Origin of the sequence: Pseudomonas alcaligenes, assembly GCF_041729615.1 — a bacterium.
Taxonomy (GTDB): domain Bacteria; phylum Pseudomonadota; class Gammaproteobacteria; order Pseudomonadales; family Pseudomonadaceae; genus Aquipseudomonas; species Aquipseudomonas alcaligenes_B.
The window spans coordinates 2,086,896-2,105,784 of the sequence record NZ_CP154874.1; the positions used below are offsets into that span (position 1 = coordinate 2,086,896).

Annotated in this window: 18 protein-coding genes; 12 read left to right on the forward strand and 6 right to left on the reverse strand. The window is 68.0% G+C overall.

Going from position 1 to position 18,889, the window contains the following annotated elements:
• Positions 1-177 precede the first annotated feature (177 nt).
• Both AAG092_RS10170 and AAG092_RS10175 read left to right on the forward strand, forming a co-directional pair.
• Positions 178-1,152 (forward strand): aliphatic sulfonate ABC transporter substrate-binding protein, encoded by a 975-nt coding sequence (locus AAG092_RS10170; RefSeq protein WP_373386537.1) that lies wholly within the window; start codon positions 178-180, stop codon positions 1,150-1,152.
• Complete coding sequence (locus AAG092_RS10175; RefSeq protein WP_373386538.1) at positions 1,142-2,368, forward strand: acyl-CoA dehydrogenase family protein; 1,227 nt, start codon at positions 1,142-1,144, stop codon at positions 2,366-2,368. Before AAG092_RS10170 ends, AAG092_RS10175 begins: the two co-directional genes overlap by 11 nt.
• Before the next feature lie 67 nt (positions 2,369-2,435).
• Here AAG092_RS10175 and AAG092_RS10180 read toward each other — a convergent pair whose 3' ends face one another.
• The 3 genes from AAG092_RS10180 to AAG092_RS10190 form a co-directional block, all read right to left on the reverse strand.
• Positions 2,436-3,341 carry a sigma-54 dependent transcriptional regulator gene (locus AAG092_RS10180; protein WP_110680414.1) on the reverse strand — a complete coding sequence of 302 codons (906 nt, stop codon included), beginning with the start codon at positions 3,339-3,341 and terminating at the stop codon, positions 2,436-2,438.
• 91 nt (positions 3,342-3,432) lie between these two features.
• Positions 3,433-4,014 carry an RBBP9/YdeN family alpha/beta hydrolase gene (locus AAG092_RS10185; protein ID WP_373386539.1) on the reverse strand — a complete coding sequence of 194 codons (582 nt, stop codon included), beginning with the start codon at positions 4,012-4,014 and terminating at the stop codon, positions 3,433-3,435.
• Between the two features lie 91 nt (positions 4,015-4,105).
• Positions 4,106-5,071, reverse strand: coding sequence for a GGDEF domain-containing protein (locus tag AAG092_RS10190; protein WP_373386540.1), 966 nt, complete (start codon positions 5,069-5,071; stop codon positions 4,106-4,108).
• Between the two features lie 298 nt (positions 5,072-5,369).
• On the opposite strand from AAG092_RS10190, the gene oscA reads away from it, so the two are divergent.
• The 6 genes from oscA (at position 5,370) to AAG092_RS10220 (ending at position 10,369) form a co-directional block, all read left to right on the forward strand.
• Positions 5,370-5,552 (forward strand): sulfur starvation response protein OscA, encoded by a 183-nt coding sequence (gene oscA / locus AAG092_RS10195; RefSeq protein WP_373386541.1) that lies wholly within the window; start codon positions 5,370-5,372, stop codon positions 5,550-5,552.
• Between the two features lie 123 nt (positions 5,553-5,675).
• The gene (locus AAG092_RS10200) at positions 5,676-6,674 is read left to right on the forward strand and encodes a sulfate ABC transporter substrate-binding protein (protein ID WP_373386542.1); all 999 of its coding nucleotides are present in this window, start codon (positions 5,676-5,678) and stop codon (positions 6,672-6,674) included.
• Positions 6,675-6,746: 72 nt separating this feature from the next.
• Complete coding sequence (gene cysT / locus AAG092_RS10205; protein WP_373386543.1) at positions 6,747-7,565, forward strand: sulfate ABC transporter permease subunit CysT; 819 nt, start codon at positions 6,747-6,749, stop codon at positions 7,563-7,565.
• A 10-nt stretch (positions 7,566-7,575) separates the two neighbouring features.
• The gene (gene cysW, locus AAG092_RS10210; protein ID WP_110680420.1) at positions 7,576-8,448 is read left to right on the forward strand and encodes a sulfate ABC transporter permease subunit CysW; all 873 of its coding nucleotides are present in this window, start codon (positions 7,576-7,578) and stop codon (positions 8,446-8,448) included.
• Between the two features lie 3 nt (positions 8,449-8,451).
• A complete protein-coding gene (locus tag AAG092_RS10215; RefSeq protein ID WP_373386544.1) occupies positions 8,452-9,441 on the forward strand; it encodes a sulfate/molybdate ABC transporter ATP-binding protein in 990 nt (329 codons plus the stop codon).
• A 163-nt stretch (positions 9,442-9,604) separates the two neighbouring features.
• The gene (locus tag AAG092_RS10220; protein ID WP_373386545.1) at positions 9,605-10,369 is read left to right on the forward strand and encodes a hypothetical protein; all 765 of its coding nucleotides are present in this window, start codon (positions 9,605-9,607) and stop codon (positions 10,367-10,369) included.
• 55 nt (positions 10,370-10,424) lie between these two features.
• On the opposite strand, the gene AAG092_RS10225 is transcribed toward AAG092_RS10220, so the two are convergent.
• Positions 10,425-11,330: a LysR family transcriptional regulator gene (locus tag AAG092_RS10225; protein ID WP_373386546.1), complete on the reverse strand. Its 906-nt coding sequence runs from the start codon at positions 11,328-11,330 to the stop codon at positions 10,425-10,427.
• Positions 11,331-11,507: 177 nt separating this feature from the next.
• Here AAG092_RS10225 and AAG092_RS10230 point away from each other — a divergent pair, with 177 nt between their 5' ends.
• The 4 genes from AAG092_RS10230 to AAG092_RS10245 all read left to right on the forward strand — a co-directional run bounded on the left by AAG092_RS10230 (position 11,508) and on the right by AAG092_RS10245 (position 16,945).
• Positions 11,508-12,689: an acyl-CoA dehydrogenase gene (locus tag AAG092_RS10230; protein WP_373386547.1), complete on the forward strand. Its 1,182-nt coding sequence runs from the start codon at positions 11,508-11,510 to the stop codon at positions 12,687-12,689.
• Positions 12,690-12,751: 62 nt separating this feature from the next.
• A complete protein-coding gene (locus AAG092_RS10235; RefSeq protein WP_373386548.1) occupies positions 12,752-13,975 on the forward strand; it encodes a CaiB/BaiF CoA transferase family protein in 1,224 nt (407 codons plus the stop codon).
• A 434-nt stretch (positions 13,976-14,409) separates the two neighbouring features.
• A complete protein-coding gene (locus tag AAG092_RS10240; RefSeq protein ID WP_373386549.1) occupies positions 14,410-15,468 on the forward strand; it encodes a 3-deoxy-7-phosphoheptulonate synthase in 1,059 nt (352 codons plus the stop codon).
• A gap of 145 nt (positions 15,469-15,613) precedes the next feature.
• Positions 15,614-16,945 (forward strand): spinster family MFS transporter, encoded by a 1,332-nt coding sequence (locus AAG092_RS10245; RefSeq protein ID WP_373386550.1) that lies wholly within the window; start codon positions 15,614-15,616, stop codon positions 16,943-16,945.
• Between the two features lie 79 nt (positions 16,946-17,024).
• Here the strand turns inward: AAG092_RS10245 and AAG092_RS10250 are convergent, their stop codons facing one another.
• Entirely contained in the window at positions 17,025-17,903 is an 879-nt protein-coding gene (locus AAG092_RS10250; RefSeq protein ID WP_110680434.1) for an ABC transporter permease subunit, read from the reverse strand.
• 82 nt (positions 17,904-17,985) lie between these two features.
• Positions 17,986-18,867 carry an ABC transporter permease subunit gene (locus AAG092_RS10255; RefSeq protein WP_181418719.1) on the reverse strand — a complete coding sequence of 294 codons (882 nt, stop codon included), beginning with the start codon at positions 18,865-18,867 and terminating at the stop codon, positions 17,986-17,988.
• Between the last annotated feature and the right edge of the window lie 22 nt (positions 18,868-18,889).

Here is an 18,889-nt window from a genome sequence, read left to right on the forward strand (position 1 = left end):
AAGAATAACTGACACATCAAGCGTTGCGCATAAGCTAATGCCCAAAAAGTATTTGAGAGCTGCTTTTTAGATCGCTTAGCTTTATTGATACCGGACCACCGGACTTCCTGCCTTCACCCGAAGTTTCCCGTGTTCCGCCGCCTCGCCTGGCCGGGACACCCCACCACGAGGTCCGTCATGCCCCGCTTTCCCTTCTCCCGCCGCAGCCTGCTCGGCCTTGGCCTGAGCCTCGGCCTGCTCGCCGCCCTGCCCGCCCAGGCCGAAACCCAGCTGCGCATCGGCTACCAGAAATCCTCCACCCTGATCAGCCTGCTGAAGAGCCAGGGCACCCTGGAACAAGCCCTGGCCGACCAGGACATCCGCGTCAGCTGGCACGAGTTCGCCAGCGGCCAGCCGCTGCTCGAGGCGCTCAACGTCGGCAATATCGACCTGTCCGCCGATGTCGCCGACACCGTGCCGGTGTTCGCCCAGGCCGCCGGCGCGCAACTGGCCTACTTCGCCCGCGAAACGCCGTCGCCGGCTGCCCAGGCGATCCTGGTGCGCGACGGCTCGCCGCTGCGCAACCTGGCCGACCTCAAGGGCAAGAAAGTGGCGGTGACCAAGGCCGCCGGTGCCCATTACCTGCTGATCGCCGCCCTGGCCAAGGCCAACCTGAAGTTCAGCGACATCCAGCCGGCCTACCTGACCCCGGCCGACGGCCGCGCCGCCTTCGAGAACGGCAAGGTCGACGCCTGGGTGATCTGGGAACCCTTCCTCAGCGCCGCCCAGCGCCAGCTGCCGACCCGCACCCTGGAGGGCAGCCAGGGCCTGGCCAGCTACCAGCGCTACTACCTGACCAGCAGCCGCTTCGCCGCCGAACACCCCGAGGTGCTGCAGACCGTCTACCACGAGCTGGCCAAGGCCGGCGACTGGCTGCGCGCCAACCCGGCCGAGGCGGCGCGGATTCTCGGTCCGCTGTGGGGCAACCTCGACCCGGCCATCGTCGAGCAGGCCAACGGCCGGCGCAGCTACCAGGTGCGCCCGGTGGAGCCGGACGGTCTGGGCGAGCAACAGAAGATCGCCGATGCCTTCTTCGCCGAGGGCCTGCTGCCCAGGGCCGTCGACACCCGCGCCGTGGCCACCTGGCAGCCGGAGGCCGAAGATGTCCAGTGAAGCCCGCCATCTGCACCCGCAGGCCGAGCCGCTGCTGGATGCGCGGCTGTTCCCCGCCGACTTCGGCAACCTCACCGTCAAGGTCGAGCGCCTGGCGCGCAAGCTGGCCGAGAGCGCGGTGGAACGCGACCGCCGTGGCGGCCATGCGCGTGCCGAGCGCGAGCTGATCCGCGACAGCGGCCTGCTGAACCTGGCCATCCCGCAGCGTTTCGATGGCGCGGAGCGGCCCTGGCCGGAGATCTACCGCATCGTCCGCCACCTGGCCGCCGCCGACAGTTCGCTGGCCCACCTGTTCGCCTTCAACCACCTGCAGGTGGCCACCGTCCTGCTGCACGGCAGCGCCGAGCAGCAGCGCCACTGGCTGACCCGCGCGGCGCGCGAGCGCTGGTTCTGGGGCAACGCCAGCAATGGCCGCGACCTCGGCCTGCAGCTGCAGGCGCGCGAGGAACACTTCGAGCTGAACGGGCGCAAGTCGTTCTGCTCCGGCGCCCTCGGTGCCGACGCACTGGTGGTCAGCGCGCCGCGCGCTGGCAGCGCCACGGAGCGGGTGTTCCTGGTGCTGCCGGCGCAGCGCGAGGGCCTGGCGATCAACGACGACTGGGATGCCTTCGGCCAGCGCCAGACCGACAGCGGCACGGTGCAGTTCGAGAATGTCTTCGTCGACCACGACGAGCTGCTGCTCTCCGGCGGCCAGAGCCCGCGCAGCAGCCTGCGGGTGTGCGTGTCGCAGCTGATCCTCACCCAGCTCTACCTGGGCAACGCCCAGGCCGCCCTGGACGGTGCCCTGCGCTACGTGCGCGAGCAGGCGCGGCCCTGGCTCGGCGCGGGAGTCGAGACGGCGACGGAAGATCCGTTCATCCAGAAACGCTTCGGCGAACTCTGGCTGCTCTACCGTGGTGCCCTGCTGCTCGCCGAGAACGCCGCCGAGCGCCTGCAGCGGGCCTGGGATAAGCCGGCACTGGGCGCGGCCGAACGCGGCGAGCTGGCGCTGCTGATCGCCGAGGCGCGGGTCGCCTCGGCCCGCGCGGCGCTGGAGATCAGCAGCCAGGTGTTCGAGGCCATGGGCGCGCGCGCCAGCGCCTCGCGCTACGGCTTCGACCGTTTCTGGCGCAACGTGCGGGTGCACAGCCTGCATGACCCGCTGGACTACAAGGTGCGCGACATCGGCCAGTGGCTGACCCGCGGCGTGGTCCCGACACCTTCGCTGTATTCCTGAATCCGCGTTTTGCACGGGGGCCGTCCGGGCAGGGCGGCTCCCGTTTTTTTGCGCCCACGGGCGTGGCCTAGGCCCCCAGGCGGCGCGACAGTTCCGCCCGCTCCTGCGGCGTCAGCAGCCCCAGTTGCCGCTCGATCAGCGGCAGCGATGCAGCGCCAGGCAGATCGAGGTGCTGCGGCAGTATCTCCGCACCACCGCACACCAGCAGGGCGAAGTGGATGCTGTTCTCCAGTTCGCGGGTGTTGCCGTACCAGGCATGGGCCTCCAGTGCCGCCTGGGCGGCCGGGCCGATCTGCGGGATGGCCAGGCCCAGGCGCTGGGCATGGATGCCGAGGAAGTACTCGGCCAGCGGCAGGATGTCGCCGGGGCGCTCGCGCAGCGCCGGCAGATCGAGGCGGCCCTCGTCGAGATAGTGGAACAGGCGCTCGTCGAAGGTGCCGGCGGCCACCGCCCGGGCCAGGTCGATGCTGCTGGCGGCGACCAGGCGCACGTCCACCGGGGTGGCCTGCTGGCTGCCGAGCCGCTGCACCTCGCGCGTCTCCAGGGCTTGCAGCAACTGGGCCTGCAGCGCCAGGGGCAGGTCGCCGATCTCGTCCAGGTAGAGGGTTCCGCCACTGGCCGAGCCGAACCAGCCGGCGCGGCTGCCGGGGCCACCGGCATAGGCCCCGGCGACATGGCCGAACAGCTCGGCCTGACCCCAGCGCGGGCTGATGGCCGCGCAGTTGACGGCGACGAACAGCCCGCCGCGTTCGCTCTCGCGGTGGATATGCCGGGCCAATAGCTCCTTGCCGGTGCCGGTTTCGCCTCGTATGAGCACGGCCAGACCGCTGCTGGCCAGGCGGTTGGCCTGGTCGCGCAGCTGGCGCGAGCGCGGGTCGACGAACACCAGCGCCTTGGCGCGGATGCTCAGCGGGCTTTTTTCGCTTTCGGTGAAGGTCAGCAGGGCGTGCTGCGGGTATTCGGGGCGACTCATGGGGCAGTCTCTGCTCGCGGTGAGCCGCGCGCAGCGCCGGCTCAGGTGGGAATGGGGTGGACGTGGCAGCGCGGCGTGCGCATTCGCCGGCTCATGCGCGCAGGCGCTCCAGCTGTTCGATCTGCCGCTGCAGGCGGTACAGGTAGGCGAAGCCCTGCTCCCAGCGCTGGTGGCCGGACTTCACGTTGATATGCCCGGCACCCGGCAGGATGGCGGCCTGGCTGCCCCAGTCGCGGGCCATCTGCAGGGCACGCTGGGCACTGGCGGCGTGGTCGTTGTCCGAGCCCACCAGCAGGCTGGGGAAGGGCAACAGGTCGCGGGAGATCGGCGCGAAGCCGCGCAGGGCTTCGGGGCAGTTGGCGCGCTCGACATCGGCCGGCGCCACCAGCAGGGCGCCGCGCACCTTGCGCAGCGAGGCCACTGGCGCCTGCGCGGCCCAGCGCGCCAGGGTGACGCAGCCGAGGCTGTGCGCCACCAGAATCAGCGGGCCGCGGGCGGCCGCCACTTCGCGCCCCAGGGCGGCAACCCAGCGCTGCGGGTCGGGGTGGTCCCAGTCCGCCTGCTCGACCCGGCTGGCGCTCGGCAGGCTGCGCTGCCAGTGGCTCTGCCAATGCTCGGCGGGCGAACCCTGCCAGCCCGGCAGGATCAGGTAGTGGATGCTCTGGCTGGCCATGGACTGCCTCCTCGGGTGCATTTCGGGCCAGTCTAGGCAGGGATAAACCACATGTTAAGGAATAAGAATTTATTTGCTTATTCCATTTAACTCATCCGAGCACGATGCAGTCCTTGCCCTGGCGCTTGGCCTGGTACATGGCCAGGTCCGCGCGGGCATAGAGGTCGTCCAGCTGGTCGCCCACGCGCAGCTCGGTGAGCCCCTGGCTGACGGTCACCCCGAAACTGCTCTCGCCCGCCGGGAACTGCAGGCGCTGCACTTCACGCTGCAGGCGCTCGGCCACCAGGCGTGCCTGCTGGCTGTCGCAGCCGGGGAACAGGGCGGCGAACTCCTCGCCGCCGATGCGCCCGAACAGGTCGTCGCGGCGCAGCACATAGGCGCCGCAATGGGCCACGCGCTGCAGCACGCGGTCGCCCATCTGGTGGCCGTGGCTGTCGTTGATCTGCTTGAAGTTGTCGATGTCGAGCAGCAGGAAGGCCAGCGGGCGGCCGTTGGCGCGGGCTTCGCCGAACAGCTCGGCGGCGCGCTCGAAGAAGTGCCGGCGGTTGCTCGCGCCGGTCAGCACGTCGCTGGTGGCCAGGCGCTGCAACTCGCTCTGCAGGGCCTTCTTCTCGGTGATGTCCTCGGCGATGCCGACGATCAGCGACTGGCCGCCGAACAGGTTGGGCGGGCTGATGAAGCACTTGTCGCTGAGCCAGCGCACCTCGCCGTCACCACGGATGATGCGGTACTCGCGCTGCTCCACCGCGCCCAGCTGGTGCACCGACTGCAGGCTCTGCGCGGCGTATTCCATGTCGTCGGGGTAGATGCTGTTGAGCCACTCGCCGTAGTCGGCCAGCAGCAGCGCGGCGCTGCGGCCGAAGATCTGCTCGTAGGCCGGGCTGACGTAGATCACCCGGCGCTGCTCCCAGTCGAAGGCCCAGAGCACCGCGTTGACGCTGGCCAGCAGGCTGCTCACCAGCTGCTCGCGCTCGCGCAGGCGCTCGACCTCGCCACGGCTGTGCAGCAGGGCCAGAGTCAGGGTTTCCACTTCGCTGGGAGCTTGATCGTCGGTCATCCCGGACCACCTCTCGACTGCCATGGCTACAGCCTATGCGCCCGCGGCAAGGCTGGCGATGGGCGGATGCGGGGCTTGTGACGGGCGGCAGAAAATCCATCCATGCAGTCAGGAAGCGGGAACCTCGGCGCGTGCTGGTGGTATCGCCGGGGAGCCTGCGTAGAGGTGAACGCGCCCGAATCGACCATATATTCGATTAAAGAATATATAAATCGTTAAACATTCTTTTTAAGTCTAAACGATATCCCCCTAGTATCCGCTCCACGCCCACGCCGGGCCCCATCCCAAGGAGCAGATCATGAGCGTCACGCTGAGAAGCCTCGAAGGTCAGGACGAAGCCAGCATCCTGCGTGAAATCCAGGCCGCCCTGCACAACCTGCGTTTTGGCGCGGTGGAAATCACCGTGCACAACGGCCAGGTGGTGCAGATCGAGCGCAAGGAAAAATTCCGCCTGCAACCCCAGGCCAACAAGCCCGCCTGATTCCAGGACCACCCGACCGGACCACCGGAGGGCGTATCGCCACTTTCTTCCGGCCGCGAGCACACCCCTGCAGCGCCCAAGCCCAATAAAGCCAAGCCCATACGCCTTCTCAGGAGCAGTTCCATGTCCATCCGCCGTTTCGCCCTGGCCAGCCTGGCCGCCGCCCTGTTCTCCAGCCAGGCCCTCGCGGCCAGCGAGATCCTCAACGTCTCCTACGACCCGACCCGCGAGCTCTATCAGGAGTTCAACGCCGCCTTCAACAAGCACTGGACCGCCCAGGGCAAGGAAGCGGTGAAGATCCAGCAGTCCCACGGTGGCTCGGGCAAGCAGGCCCGCGCGGTGATCGACGGCCTGCGCGCCGACGTGGTGACCCTGGCCCTGGCCGGCGACATCGACGAGCTGCACAAGCTGGGCAAGCTGATCCCGGAAAACTGGCAGGAGCGTCTGCCGCAATCCAGCACCCCCTACACCTCGACCATCGTGTTCCTGGTGCGCAAGGGCAACCCGGAAGGCATCAAGGACTGGGACGACCTGGTCAAGCCGGGCGTGGAAGTGATCACCCCCAACCCGAAGACCTCCGGCGGCGCGCGCTGGAACTTCCTCGCCGCCTGGGCCTACGCCCAGCAGAAGTACGGCAGCGAGGCCAAGGCCCAGGAGTTCGTCGAGAAGCTGTACAAGAACGTCCCGGTGCTGGACACCGGCGCCCGTGGCTCGACCATCACCTTCGTCAACAACCAGATCGGCGACGTGCTGCTGGCCTGGGAGAACGAGGCCTTCCTGGCCCTGAAGGAACAGGGCGGCGACCAGTTCGAAATCGTCGCGCCGAGCCTGTCCATCCTCGCCGAGCCGCCGGTGGCCGTGGTCGACAAGAACGTCGACCGGAAGGGCACCCGCGAAGTCGCCACCGCCTACCTGCAGTACCTGTACAGCGAGGAAGGCCAGCGCATCGCCGCGAAGAACTTCTACCGCCCGCGTGACGCCAAGGTGGCCGCGGAGTTCGCCCAGCAGTTCCCGCAGCTGAAGCTGGTGACCATCGACCAGGACTTCGGCGGCTGGAAATCCGCCCAGCCGAAGTTCTTCAACGATGGCGGCATCTTCGACCAGATCTACCAGGCCCAGTAAGGACCACCCCGCAGGGCGGGCTCACCCGCGCGGCAGCCCGCCCCGCCCACCCCAAGTACAAGGGACATCGCAATGTCACGCCGCATTTCCCCCGTCATACCCGGCTTCGGGCTGACGCTGGGCTACACCCTGGTGTACCTCAGCCTGTTGGTGCTGATTCCCCTGGGTGCCATGTTCGTGCACGCCGCCCAACTCAGTTGGGCCGAATTCTGGGCCATCATCAGCGCACCGCGGGTGCTGGCCGCCCTCAAGCTGAGCTTCGCCACCGCCTGCGCCGCCGCCCTGCTCAATGGCGTGATCGGTACCCTGCTGGCCTGGGTGCTGGTGCGCTACAGCTTCCCCGGGCGCAAGATCATCGACGCGATGATCGACCTGCCCTTCGCCCTGCCCACCGCCGTCGCCGGCATCGCCCTCACCGCGCTGTACGCCCCGGCCGGCCTGGTCGGCCAGTTCGCCACCGACCTGGGCTTCAAGATCGCCTACACCCCGCTGGGCATCACCCTGGCGCTGACCTTCGTCACCCTGCCCTTCGTGGTGCGCACCCTGCAACCGGTGCTCGCGGACATTCCGCGCGAGGTCGAGGAGGCCGCCGCCTGCCTGGGCGCCCGGCCCTTCCAGGTGTTCCGCCATGTGCTGCTGCCGGCCCTGCTGCCGGCCTGGCTGACCGGCTTCGCCCTGGCCTTCGCCCGTGGCGTCGGCGAGTACGGCTCGGTGATCTTCATCGCCGGCAACATGCCGATGAAGACCGAGATCCTGCCGCTGCTGATCATGGTCAAGCTCGACCAGTACGACTACACCGGCGCCACCGCGATCGGCGTGCTGATGCTGGTGGTGTCCTTCATCCTGCTGCTGCTGATCAACCTGCTGCAGCGCCGTATCGAACGCCCGTAAGGAGGCCGCCATGAGTAGCACCGTTCTGTCGTCCTCCACCCTGGCCAACGACCGGCGCCGCGGCAGCCCGCTCGGGCGCCGCGCGCTGATCGCCGGCGCCTGGCTGGTCTTCGCCCTGTTCCTCCTGCTGCCGCTGTTCGTGGTGCTCAGCGAGGCGCTCAAGCTCGGCTTCGGCACCTTCTTTAGCGCCCTGCTGGAGCCGGACGCGATTGCCGCGCTGCAGCTGACCCTGCTCGCCGTGGGCATCGCCGTGCCGCTCAACCTGGTGTTCGGCGTGGCCGCCGCCTGGTGCGTGAGCAAGTACGAGTTCCGCGGCAAGAGCCTGCTGGTGACCCTGATCGACCTGCCGTTCTCCGTCTCGCCGGTGATCGCCGGCCTGATCTACGTGCTGCTGTTCGGCGCCCAGGGCTTTTTCGGGGAGTGGCTGCAGGAGCGCGACATCCAGATCATCTTCGCCCTGCCCGGCATCGTCCTGGCCACCATCTTCGTCACCGTGCCCTTCGTCGCCCGCGAGCTGATCCCGCTGATGCAGGAACAGGGCACCCAGGAGGAAGAAGCCGCGCGCCTGCTCGGCGCCAGCGGCTGGCAGATGTTCTGGCACGTGACCCTGCCCAACATCAAATGGGGCCTGATCTACGGCGTGGTGCTGTGCGCCGCGCGGGCCATGGGCGAGTTCGGCGCGGTATCGGTGGTGTCCGGGCATATCCGCGGCTACACCAACACCCTGCCGCTGCACGTCGAGATTCTCTACAACGAATACAACCATGTCGCCGCCTTCAGCGTCGCCAGCCTGCTGCTGGCCCTGGCGCTGATCATCCTGCTGCTCAAGCAGTGGAGCGAATCCCGTCTGTCCCGCCTACGTCACAGCGACGCGGAGGAATAAGCCATGTCCATCGAAATCCGTAACGTCAGCAAGACCTTCGGCGCCTTCCGCGCGCTCAACGACATCAACCTGGATATCCACAGCGGCGAGCTGGTGGCCCTGCTCGGTCCCTCCGGCTGCGGCAAGACCAGCCTGCTGCGCATCATCGCCGGCCTGGAGACGCCGGATGCCGGCAGCATCCAGTTCCACGGCGAGGACGTGTCCAACCACGACGTGCGTGATCGCAACGTCGGCTTCGTGTTCCAGCACTACGCGCTGTTCCGCCACATGACGGTGTTCGACAACGTCGCCTTCGGCCTGCGCATGAAGCCCAAGGGCGAGCGCCCGAGCGAGGCGGATATCGCCGAACGGGTGCACGAGCTGCTCGGCATGGTGCAGCTCGACTGGCTGGCCGACCGCTACCCGGAGCAGCTGTCCGGCGGCCAGCGCCAGCGCATCGCCCTGGCCCGCGCCCTGGCGGTGAAGCCCAAGGTGCTGCTGCTCGACGAACCCTTCGGCGCCCTCGACGCCAAGGTGCGCAAGGAACTGCGCCGCTGGCTGGCGCGCCTGCACGAGGAAGTGCACCTGACCAGCGTGTTCGTCACCCACGACCAGGAAGAAGCCATGGAAGTGGCCGACCGCATCGTGGTGATGAACAAGGGCAGCATCGAGCAGATCGGCTCGCCGGCCGAGGTCTATGAGCAGCCGGCCAGCGATTTCGTCTACCACTTCCTCGGCGACGCCAACCGTCTGCACCTGGGCGACGACCAGCACCTGCTGTTCCGCCCGCACGAGGTGTCGCTGTCGCGCCTGGCCATCGACGAGCACCGCGCGGCGCAGGTGCGCGACATCCGCCCGCTCGGCGCCATCACCCGGGTGACGCTCAAGGTCGAGGGCCAGGACGAGCTGATCGAGGCCGAGGTGGTCAAGGATCACGACAGCCTGAGCGGGCTGACCCGTGGCGAGACGCTCTATTTCCGGCCCAAGGTCTGGCAGCGCCAGCCTGCCTTCTGAGGCCGGTAGCACAGGCGGAGCCGCGACGGCTCCGCGACGCCAGAATTGCGATGCAAATCACTCTTTTGGCTCATCCTTTGCTATGACAAGCGCAGTAGGCTGTTGCCACTGCGCTGACAGCCAGCAGGCTCACGCTGACAAGAATAATAAGGAGCGACCGGGGATGAATCGTAGTCCTTTGATTCGACTGTACTTTTCCATCGTGTTTGGGGTTCTGGCGAGTTTCTCCGCCGTCGCCCAGGCGGCCGCCATGACGGCCGCCGAACAGGTCCAGGTCTATGCCAGCCGAGCCACCAGCAGCCTGCTGCTGCTGCGCGGCGAAGGCTTCCAGGAAGAGCACCAGCAGCGCCTGGACAAGGATATCGCCGATCTGGAGAGCGCCGCCCAGAATGCCATGAGCGCCAGCTCGGAAATTCCCGGATTGACCACCAAGCTTGTTACCCAGTTACGCCTGGGTGTTTCCTTTGGCCCCAACGAAGACAACATGCCCTGGGAATATCCCCAGGACCTGGCCAAGGCCCTGCGCGAACTGCTGACCGTGGCGCGGGCCGTGCCTGATGCCGACCCGGCTGGCGAACTGCCGGCCAAGGTCGAATACCTCGGCGTGCAGTACCTCAGCCGCTCCTACGTCGGCACCTTCGAGATCGCCCGCGAGCAGACCGACAACTACATCGGCCAGGACGAACGCCAGCTGGTGCCGCAGATCGACGAGGAGCTGGCCAAGCTGGACGGCAAGGCCAACAGCGCCGTGGCCAAGCTGAAGACCCGCTGGAAGTTCCTGCGCGCCGCGCTGCAGGACATGAACAGCGGCAGCAATGCCCTGGCCAGCGCCTCCGGTCGTGCCTTCGCACCGACTACCGTGGATCGCCATACCCGCAACCTGACCGACCAGTGGATGGCCCTCGGCCAGATGGCCGGCTCGCCATAAGCCACGCCAGTGCTACCCAGAAGCCGGGCCCTGCCCGGCTTTTTTCTGCCCGCCCTCAGGCCGGCGCGCCGCGGTACTCGCGCGCCACCTGCAGCAGCCAGTCGCGAAAGGCGCGCAGGGCAGCGGACTCGGCCTTGCGCTCGGGAATCATCAGGTAATAGGCCCTGTCGCTGCTGTGCAGCGCCGCCGGGTGCGCCGGTACCAGGCGGCCGTCGGCCAGCTCGCGCTGGATCAGGAAGGGCGGGATCAGCGCCACGCCCATGCCGTGGGCGGCGGCCTGGGCCAGCATGGAAAACAGTTCGTAGCGCGGCCCGCCAAGGTCGTGCGGCACGCTCAGGCCCTGGGCGGCGAACCACTGGCGCCAGGCATAGGGCCGGGTGCTCTGCTGCAACAATGGCAGGCCGGCCAGCTCGGCGGCGGCGAACTGGGCGCGCTCGCCCAGCAGCTCGGGGCTGCACACCGGCAGCGGCTCCTCGGGCATCAGGTAGTGCGCCTCGGTGCCGGACCACTCGCCATCGCCGAAGTAGATGGCGGCGTCGAAGCTGGTGTCGGCGAACAGGAAGGGTCGGGTGCGATTGGTCAGGTGCACCGTCACTTCCGGGTGCAGCTGCTGGAACGCCTTGAGCCGGGGCACCAGCCACTGGGTGGCGAAAGTCGGCACCACCGCCAGCTCGATTGCCACCGCGCCCTGGCGGCCCATGGCGGCCAGGGTGTCGCGCTCCACCGCATCCAGCTGCGCCGCCACCTTGCGGCTGTAGGCCAGACCGGCCTCGGTCAGCTTGACGCCGCGGCGCGAGCGGCGGAACAGCTCGATGCCGAGGAACTCCTCCAGCCCGGCGATCTGCCGGCACACCGCGCTCTGGGTCAGCGCCAGCTCGTCGGCGGCACGGGTGAAACTCTGGTGGCGCGCGGCCGACTCGAAGGCCACCAGGGCCGCGGTGCTGGGGATCTTGCGACGCATCTATGCCATGACCTCACTCGGCAGGGAGAAAAATGCCCACTCAGGCTATCTCGGAGTGAGTTATTCGCACAACAGCGTGCGAAATCCTCGTTTGCTCAGGACCACATGCAGGCCTAGTCTCTGTCCATCGCCCGGCTGCGTGCCGGTCTGTCCTGTCACCGTATCGAGGATTTCGCCATGGCCGCCAAGGCAAGCTTCAACTGGATCGACCCGCTGCTGCTGGACCAGCAGCTGACCGAGGAAGAGCGCATGGTGCGCGACAGCGCCCAGCAGTTCGCCGCCGACAAGCTGGCCCCGCGCGTGCTGGAAGCCTTCCGCCATGAAAAGACCGACCCGGCGATCTTCCGCGAGATGGGCGACACCGGCCTGCTCGGCGCCACCATCCCCGAGGCCTACGGCGGCAGCGGCCTGAACTACGTGTGCTACGGCCTGATCGCCCGCGAAGTGGAGCGCGTGGACTCCGGCTACCGCTCGATGATGAGCGTGCAGTCCTCGCTGGTGATGGTGCCGATCTTCGAGTTCGGCAACGAAGCCACCAAGCAGAAGTACCTGCCCAAGCTGGCCAGCGGCGAATACATCGGCTGCTTCGGCCTGACCGAGCCGAACCACGGCTCCGACCCGGGCAGCATGGTCACCCGCGCCAAGAAGGTCGACGGCGGCTACCGCCTGACCGGCAGCAAGATGTGGATCACCAACAGCCCGATCGCCGACGTGTTCGTGGTCTGGGCCAAGGACGACGCCGGCGAGATCCGCGGCTTCGTCCTGGAAAAAGGCTGGCAAGGCCTGTCCGCCCCGGCGATCCACGGCAAGGTCGGCCTGCGCGCCTCGATCACCGGCGAAATCGTCATGGACAACGTGTTCTGCCCCGAGGAGAACGCCTTCCCCGACGTGCGCGGCCTGAAAGGCCCGTTCACCTGCCTCAACTCTGCCCGCTACGGCATCAGCTGGGGCGCCCTGGGCGCCGCCGAGTTCTGCTGGCACACCGCGCGCCAGTACTGCCTCGACCGCACCCAGTTCGGCCGCCCGCTGGCGCAGACCCAGCTGATCCAGAAGAAGCTGGCCGACATGCAGACCGAGATCACCCTGGCCCTGCAGGGCTGCCTGCGCCTGGGCCGGATGAAGGACGAAGGCACCGCGGCGGTGGAGATCACTTCGATCATGAAGCGCAACAGCTGCGGCAAGGCGCTGGATATCGCGCGCATGGCCCGCGACATGATGGGCGGCAACGGCATCAGCGACGAGTTCGGCGTGGCCCGCCACCTGGTCAACCTGGAGGTGGTCAACACCTACGAGGGCACTCACGACGTCCACGCGCTGATTCTCGGTCGCGCCCAGACCGGCCTGCAGGCGTTCTTCTAAACGCTGCGCAGGCGCTCTTTTCCCTCTCCCACCGGGAGAGGGAACTTGTCCATGAGGTTCCCATGTCCGGTGCACTTTCCCATATCCGTGTTCTCGACCTGTCGCGCGTGCTCGCCGGCCCCTGGGCCGGGCAGATCCTCGCCGACCTCGGCGCCGAGGTGATCAAGGTCGAGCGGCCGGGCACGGGCGACGACACCCGCCACTGGGGCCCGCCCTACATCAAGGATGCCGCAGGCAACGACAGCCGCGAGGCGGCCTACTTCCAGTGCGCCAACCGCAACAAGCAGTCGCTGACCCTGGACTTCACCCAGGCCGAGGGCCAGCACCTGGTGCGCGAGCTGGCGGCGCAGTGCGACGTGCTGCTGGAGAACTTCAAGGTCGGCGGCCTGGCGGCCTACGGCCTCGACTACGAAACGCTGAAAGCGGTCAACCCGCGACTGATCTACTGCTCCATCACCGGCTTCGGGCAGAACGGGCCCTATGCCAAGCGGGCAGGCTATGACTTCATGATCCAGGGGCTCGGCGGGCTGATGAGCCTGACCGGCAAGCCCGATGGCGAGGACGGCGCCGGCCCCATGAAGGTCGGCGTCGCCCTCACCGACATCCTCACCGGGCTGTACGCCACGGTCGGCGTGCTGGCCGCGCTGAACGCCCGCGAACAGACCGGGCAGGGCCAGTACATCGACGTTGCCCTGCTCGACGTGCAAGTGGCCTGCCTGGCCAACCAGGCGATGAACTACCTGGCCACCGGCGCCGCACCCAAGCGCCTGGGCAACGCCCACCCGAACATCGTGCCCTACCAGGACTTCCCCAGCGCCGACGGCGACTTCATCCTCGCCGTGGGCAACGACGGGCAGTTTCGCAAGTTTTGCGAGGTCGCCGGCCTTCCGGCTTTGGCCGACGACCCGCGCTTTTCCACCAACAAGGCACGGGTCGCCCACCGCGCCGAGCTGATTCCGCTGCTGCGCCAGGCCACAGTGTTCAAGACCACCGTCGAATGGGTCACGCTGCTCGAGGAGGCCGGCGTGCCCTGCGGGCCGATCAACGACCTGGCCCAGGTATTCGCCGACCCGCAGGTGCAGGCCCGCGGCCTGCGCCTGGACCTGGCCAACGGCCTGGGCAGCAGCACACCCCAGGTGGCCAGCCCGCTGCGCCTGTCCGCCACCCCGGTGGACTACCGCCTGGCGCCGCCGCTGCTGGGCGAGCATTCGGACGCCATCCTGCAGCGCCTGCTCGGCCTCGACGCCGCGCAGATCGCCAGCCTGCGCGCCGCTGGCGTGGTCTGAGGCGAGCGCCGCCGCTGCCCGCGATACCGGCCAGGCTTGCGCGCGGCGCGCCGGCCGGGTAGCTTGAGGCCATCCTTCAGGAGTCAGCATGTCCCGTTCCCCGTCCCAGCAGCCCACCGTCTCCCGCAGCGCTCCGCGCCTCGTGGTGCGCGCGGCTGCCGGCGACTATTGCTTTGGGTACTGGTTTAGCCACGGGCGCGCCTGATTACCCCCACAGGCGCCCCAACTTCCGGGTCGCCACCAGACAGTTCGCAGAACCCCCGGTCGGCCACCCGACCGGGGGTTTTGTTTTTTCACGAGGAGCACAGCATGAACCCGTATTACCGCACTTCCCACTGGCGATTTACCCGCTTCCTGCAACAGCACCCAGAACGCTCCCGAACACATCGCTAGGGCCGTGGCGGCAACGCCGCCCGGCCGAGGAAAGACCAGCCATGAACGCACCGCTCCCCCTCGCTTCGCTCCCCGCTTCCGCTCGCCACGCCGAGCCCCTGCCCAACCCGGCGCAACTGCGCCAGCAATGGCCACTCAGCGCCCACCTCGCCCGGCGCGTGCAGCAGCAGCGCCAGCACATTCGCGCCTGCCTCGACGGCAGCGATCCGCGCCTGCTGGTGGTGATCGGCCCCTGCTCGCTGCACGACCCCGAGTCCGCCCTCGACTACGGCCGGCGCCTGGCCGCGCTGCAGGCCGAAGTCGACGACCAGCTGCTGCTGGTGATGCGCGCCTACGTCGAGAAGCCGCGCACCACGGTGGGCTGGAAGGGCCTGCTGTACGACCCGCACCTGGACGGCAGCGGCGACCTGGCGGCGGGCCTGGCGCTGGCGCGCGGCCTGCTGCTGCAACTGCTCGAACTCGGCCTGCCGCTGGCCAGCGAACTGCTGCAGCCGCTGGCCGCCGGCTACCTCGACGACCTGCTGGGCTGGGCGGCGATCGGCGCGCGCACCAGCGAGTCGCAGGTCCACCGCGAACTGGTCAGCGGCCTGGACCTGCCGGTGGGCTTCAAGAACGGCACCGACGGCAGCCTGGCCATCGCCTGCGACGCCATGCAGGCGGCGGCGCGCGCCCATCGCCACTTCGGCATGGACGAGCAGGGCCGCACCGCGCTGCTGCAGACCCGCGGCAACCCGCACAGCCACCTGGTGCTGCGCGGCGGCAACGGCGGGCCGAACTACCAGAGCGATGCCGTGGCCGCGGCCCGCGCCACCCTGCAGCGGCGCGGCCTGGACGCGCGGATCATGGTCGACTGCAGCCACGCCAACAGCGGCAAGGACCCGGCCCGCCAGCCCCAGGTGCTGGAGGCGGTGCTCGACCAGCGCCTGGCCGGCGACCTCAGCCTGCGCGCCGTGATGCTGGAAAGCCACCTGCAGGACGGCTGCCAGCCGCTGCAGCAACCGCTGCGCTACGGCCAGTCGATCACCGACGCCTGCCTGGGCTGGGAAGCCAGCGCGGCGCTGCTGCGCCACGCCGCCGAACGCCTGCGCCAGGGCCGCTGAGGGGGTGCCGGGGCGCCCGCCCCGGCCATCAGCCAGCGGGCATCACCCTGATTCACCCGGCTGATAACACTTCCAGGCGATATTAAGCGGCCGCCCCCCGGGACTACTCTGACCTGCGCACCCCTGAGGTCGAGGAGCCTTGCCGATGTCCAACAACAATAATGGCTATCCCTCCAGTCTTTCCGCCTGGACCACCGTGACCATCCTGATGGTCGCCTACGTGCTGTCGTTCATCGATCGGCAGATTCTCAACCTGCTGGTGGGGCCGATCCGCCGCGACCTGGTCATCAGCGACACGCAGATGAGCCTGCTGATGGGGCTGTCCTTCGCCCTGTTCTACACGGTATGCGGCATCCCCCTCGGGCGCCTGGCCGACACCCGCAGCCGGCGCGGCCTGATCGCCCTTGGCGTGCTGTTCTGGAGCGCGGCCACCGCCGCCTGCGGCATGGCCAAGCTGTACTGGCAGTTCCTCATCTGCCGGGTCGGCGTCGGCGTCGGCGAGGCGGCGCTGTCGCCGGCGGCCTATTCGCTGATCGCCGACAGTTTCCCGCCGCAGCGCCGCGCCACCGCCATGGCGGTGTACGGCATGGGCGTGTATCTGGGCTCGGGCATCGCCTTCCTGCTCGGCGGCCTGGTCATCCAGTTCGCCTCGGCCCAGGGCGACCTGCAGCTGCCGCTGCTGGGCGAGGTGCGGCCGTGGCAGCTGATCTTCCTCATCCTCGGCGGCGCCGGGGTGCTGTTCAGCCTGGTCATGCTGGCGGTGCGCGAGCCGGTCCGGCGCGGCGTGGGCGCCGGGGTGGCGGTGCCGCTGGCGGACGTCGGCCGCTACATCCGCAGCAACCGCCGCACCGTGCTGTGCCACAACCTGGGCTTCGCCGGGCTGTCGCTGGCCGGCTACGGCAGCGCCGCCTGGATCCCCACCTTCTTCATCCGCACCTACGGCTGGGATGCCGGCCAGGTCGGCATCGTCTACGGCGGCATCGTCGCCGTGTTCGGCTGCCTCGGCATCGTCTTCGGCGGACGCCTGGCGGACTGGCTGGCCAAGCGCGGGCGCGACGACGCCAACATGCGCGTCGGCCTCTACGCCGCCGTGGGCGCCCTGCCCCTCGTCGTGGCCTTCCCGCTGATGGGCGATGCCCTCTGGGCCTGCGTGCTGCTGGCGCCGGCGGTGTTCTTCCTGAGCATGCCGTTCGGCGTGGCGCCCGCGGCGATCCAGGAGATCATGCCCAACTCGATGCGCGGCCAGGCCTCGGCCATCTACCTGTTCGTCATCACCCTGATCGGCCTGGGCCTGGGCCCGACCGCCGTGGCCCTGGTGACCGACTTCGTGTTCGCCGACGACAACGCCCTGCGCTATTCCCTGCTGATCGTCACCGCCCTGGCGGTGTGCAGCTCCATCGTCCTGCTGTGGAAGGGCCTGCACCCCTACCGCGAGAGCCTGCAGCGCCTGCAGCAGTGGGCCATGAACCCGGCCTGAGGCGCATCCCGGCGCTTTCCCATCCGCGCAAACGACAAAGGCCACCCGCAGGTGGCCTTTGTTCTTTACCGCTCCGGAATCAGGCCGCCTGGGCCGGCTTCCAGTTGTTGCTGGTGACTTCCTCGGCCATCGACTCCATGGCCTGCTGGATGGCGCGCTTGCGGCGCTCCTCGGCACGGCGGGCGAAGTACCAGGCGAAGAAGGTGAAGATCGACACGGTCAGCAGGATCAGGCTGGCCACCGCGTTGATCTCCGGCTTCACGCCCAGGCGCACGGCGGAGAACACTTCCATCGGCAGGGTGGTCGAGCCCGGGCCGGAGACGAAGCTGGCCAGCACCAGGTCGTCCAGCGACAGGGCGAAGGACATCATGCCGCCGGCCGCCAGGGACGGCGCGATCATCGGGATGGTGATCAGGAAGAACACCTTCCACGGCCTGGCGCCGAGGTCCATGGCCGCTTCCTCGATCGACAGGTCCAGCTCGCGCAGGCGCGCCGACACCACCACCGCCACGTAGGCCGAGCAGAACGTGGTGTGGGCGATCCAGATGGTCAGGATGCCGCGCTCGGCCGGCCAGCCGATCAGCTGGGCCATGGCCACGAACAGCAGCAGCAGCGACAGACCAGTGATCACTTCCGGCATCACCAGCGGTGCGGTGACCAGGCCACCGAACAGGGTGCGGCCCTTGAAGCGGGTCACCCGGGTCAGCACGAAGGCGGCCAGGGTGCCCAGCGCCACTGCGGCGACCGCCGTGTACAGGGCGATCTCCAGGGAGCGCATCACCGAACCCATCAGCTGGCTGTTGTCGAGCAGGCCGGCGTACCACTTGAGCGACCAGCCGCCCCACACCGTGACCAGCTTGGAGGCGTTGAAGGAGTAGATGACCATGATCAGCATGGGCAGGTAGATGAACAGCAGTCCGACCCACAGCATCACTGTGGAGAAGCTCCAGCGTTTCATGCGCGGCCCTCCATTTTCTTAGCCCGGCTTGGGGATTGAGAGCCGGTTGAACCGAGGGTGCGGCACGACAATTTCATAACACTCATGCTCTGCCCTCCATTTCCTTAGCCTGGTTACGGTTGAACAGGATGATCGGTACGATCAGGATCGCCAGCATCACCACCGCCAGGGCGGACGCCACCGGCCAGTCGCGGTTGTTGAAGAACTCCTGCCACAGCACCTTGCCGATCATCAGGGTTTCCGGACCGCCGAGCAGCTCGGGAATCACGAACTCGCCGACCACCGGGATGAATACCAGCATGGAGCCGGCGATGATGCCGTTCTTCGACAGCGGCACGGTGATCTTCCAGAAGTTGTTGAAGTTGCTCGAACCCAGGTCGGAAGCGGCTTCCAGCAGGCTGGGATCGTGCTTCACCAGGTTGGCGTAGAGCGGCAGGATCATGAACGGCAGGTACGAGTAGACGATGCCGATGTAGACCGCCAGGTTGGTGTTGAGGATCTGCAGCGGCTCGTCGATCACCCCGATCATTTGCAGGAAGCCGTTGAGCAGGCCGTTGTTGCTGAGGATGCCCATCCAGGCATAGACGCGGATCAGGATCGCGGTCCAGGTCGGCATCATGATCAGCAGCAGCAGCGCGGTCTGCGCTTCCTTGCTGGCACGGGCGATGGCATAGGCCATCGGATAGCCGATCAGCAGGCAGAGGACGGTGCTGACGAAGGCCATCTTCAGCGAGCCGAGGTAGGCGGCCAGGTACAGCTCGTCTTCCAGGAGGAAGAGGTAGTTGCCCAGGTTGAGCACGATCTGCAGCTGGTTGTCGGCCCAGCTGTAGATGTCCGTGTAGGGCGGAATGGCCACGTCGGCTTCGGCGAAGCTGATCTTCAGGACGATGAAGAACGGCAGCAGGAAGAACAGGAACAGCCAGAAGAAGGGCACACCGATCACGGCATGCCGCCCGGTGGGCAGGTAGCGCTTCAGTTTGCCGATT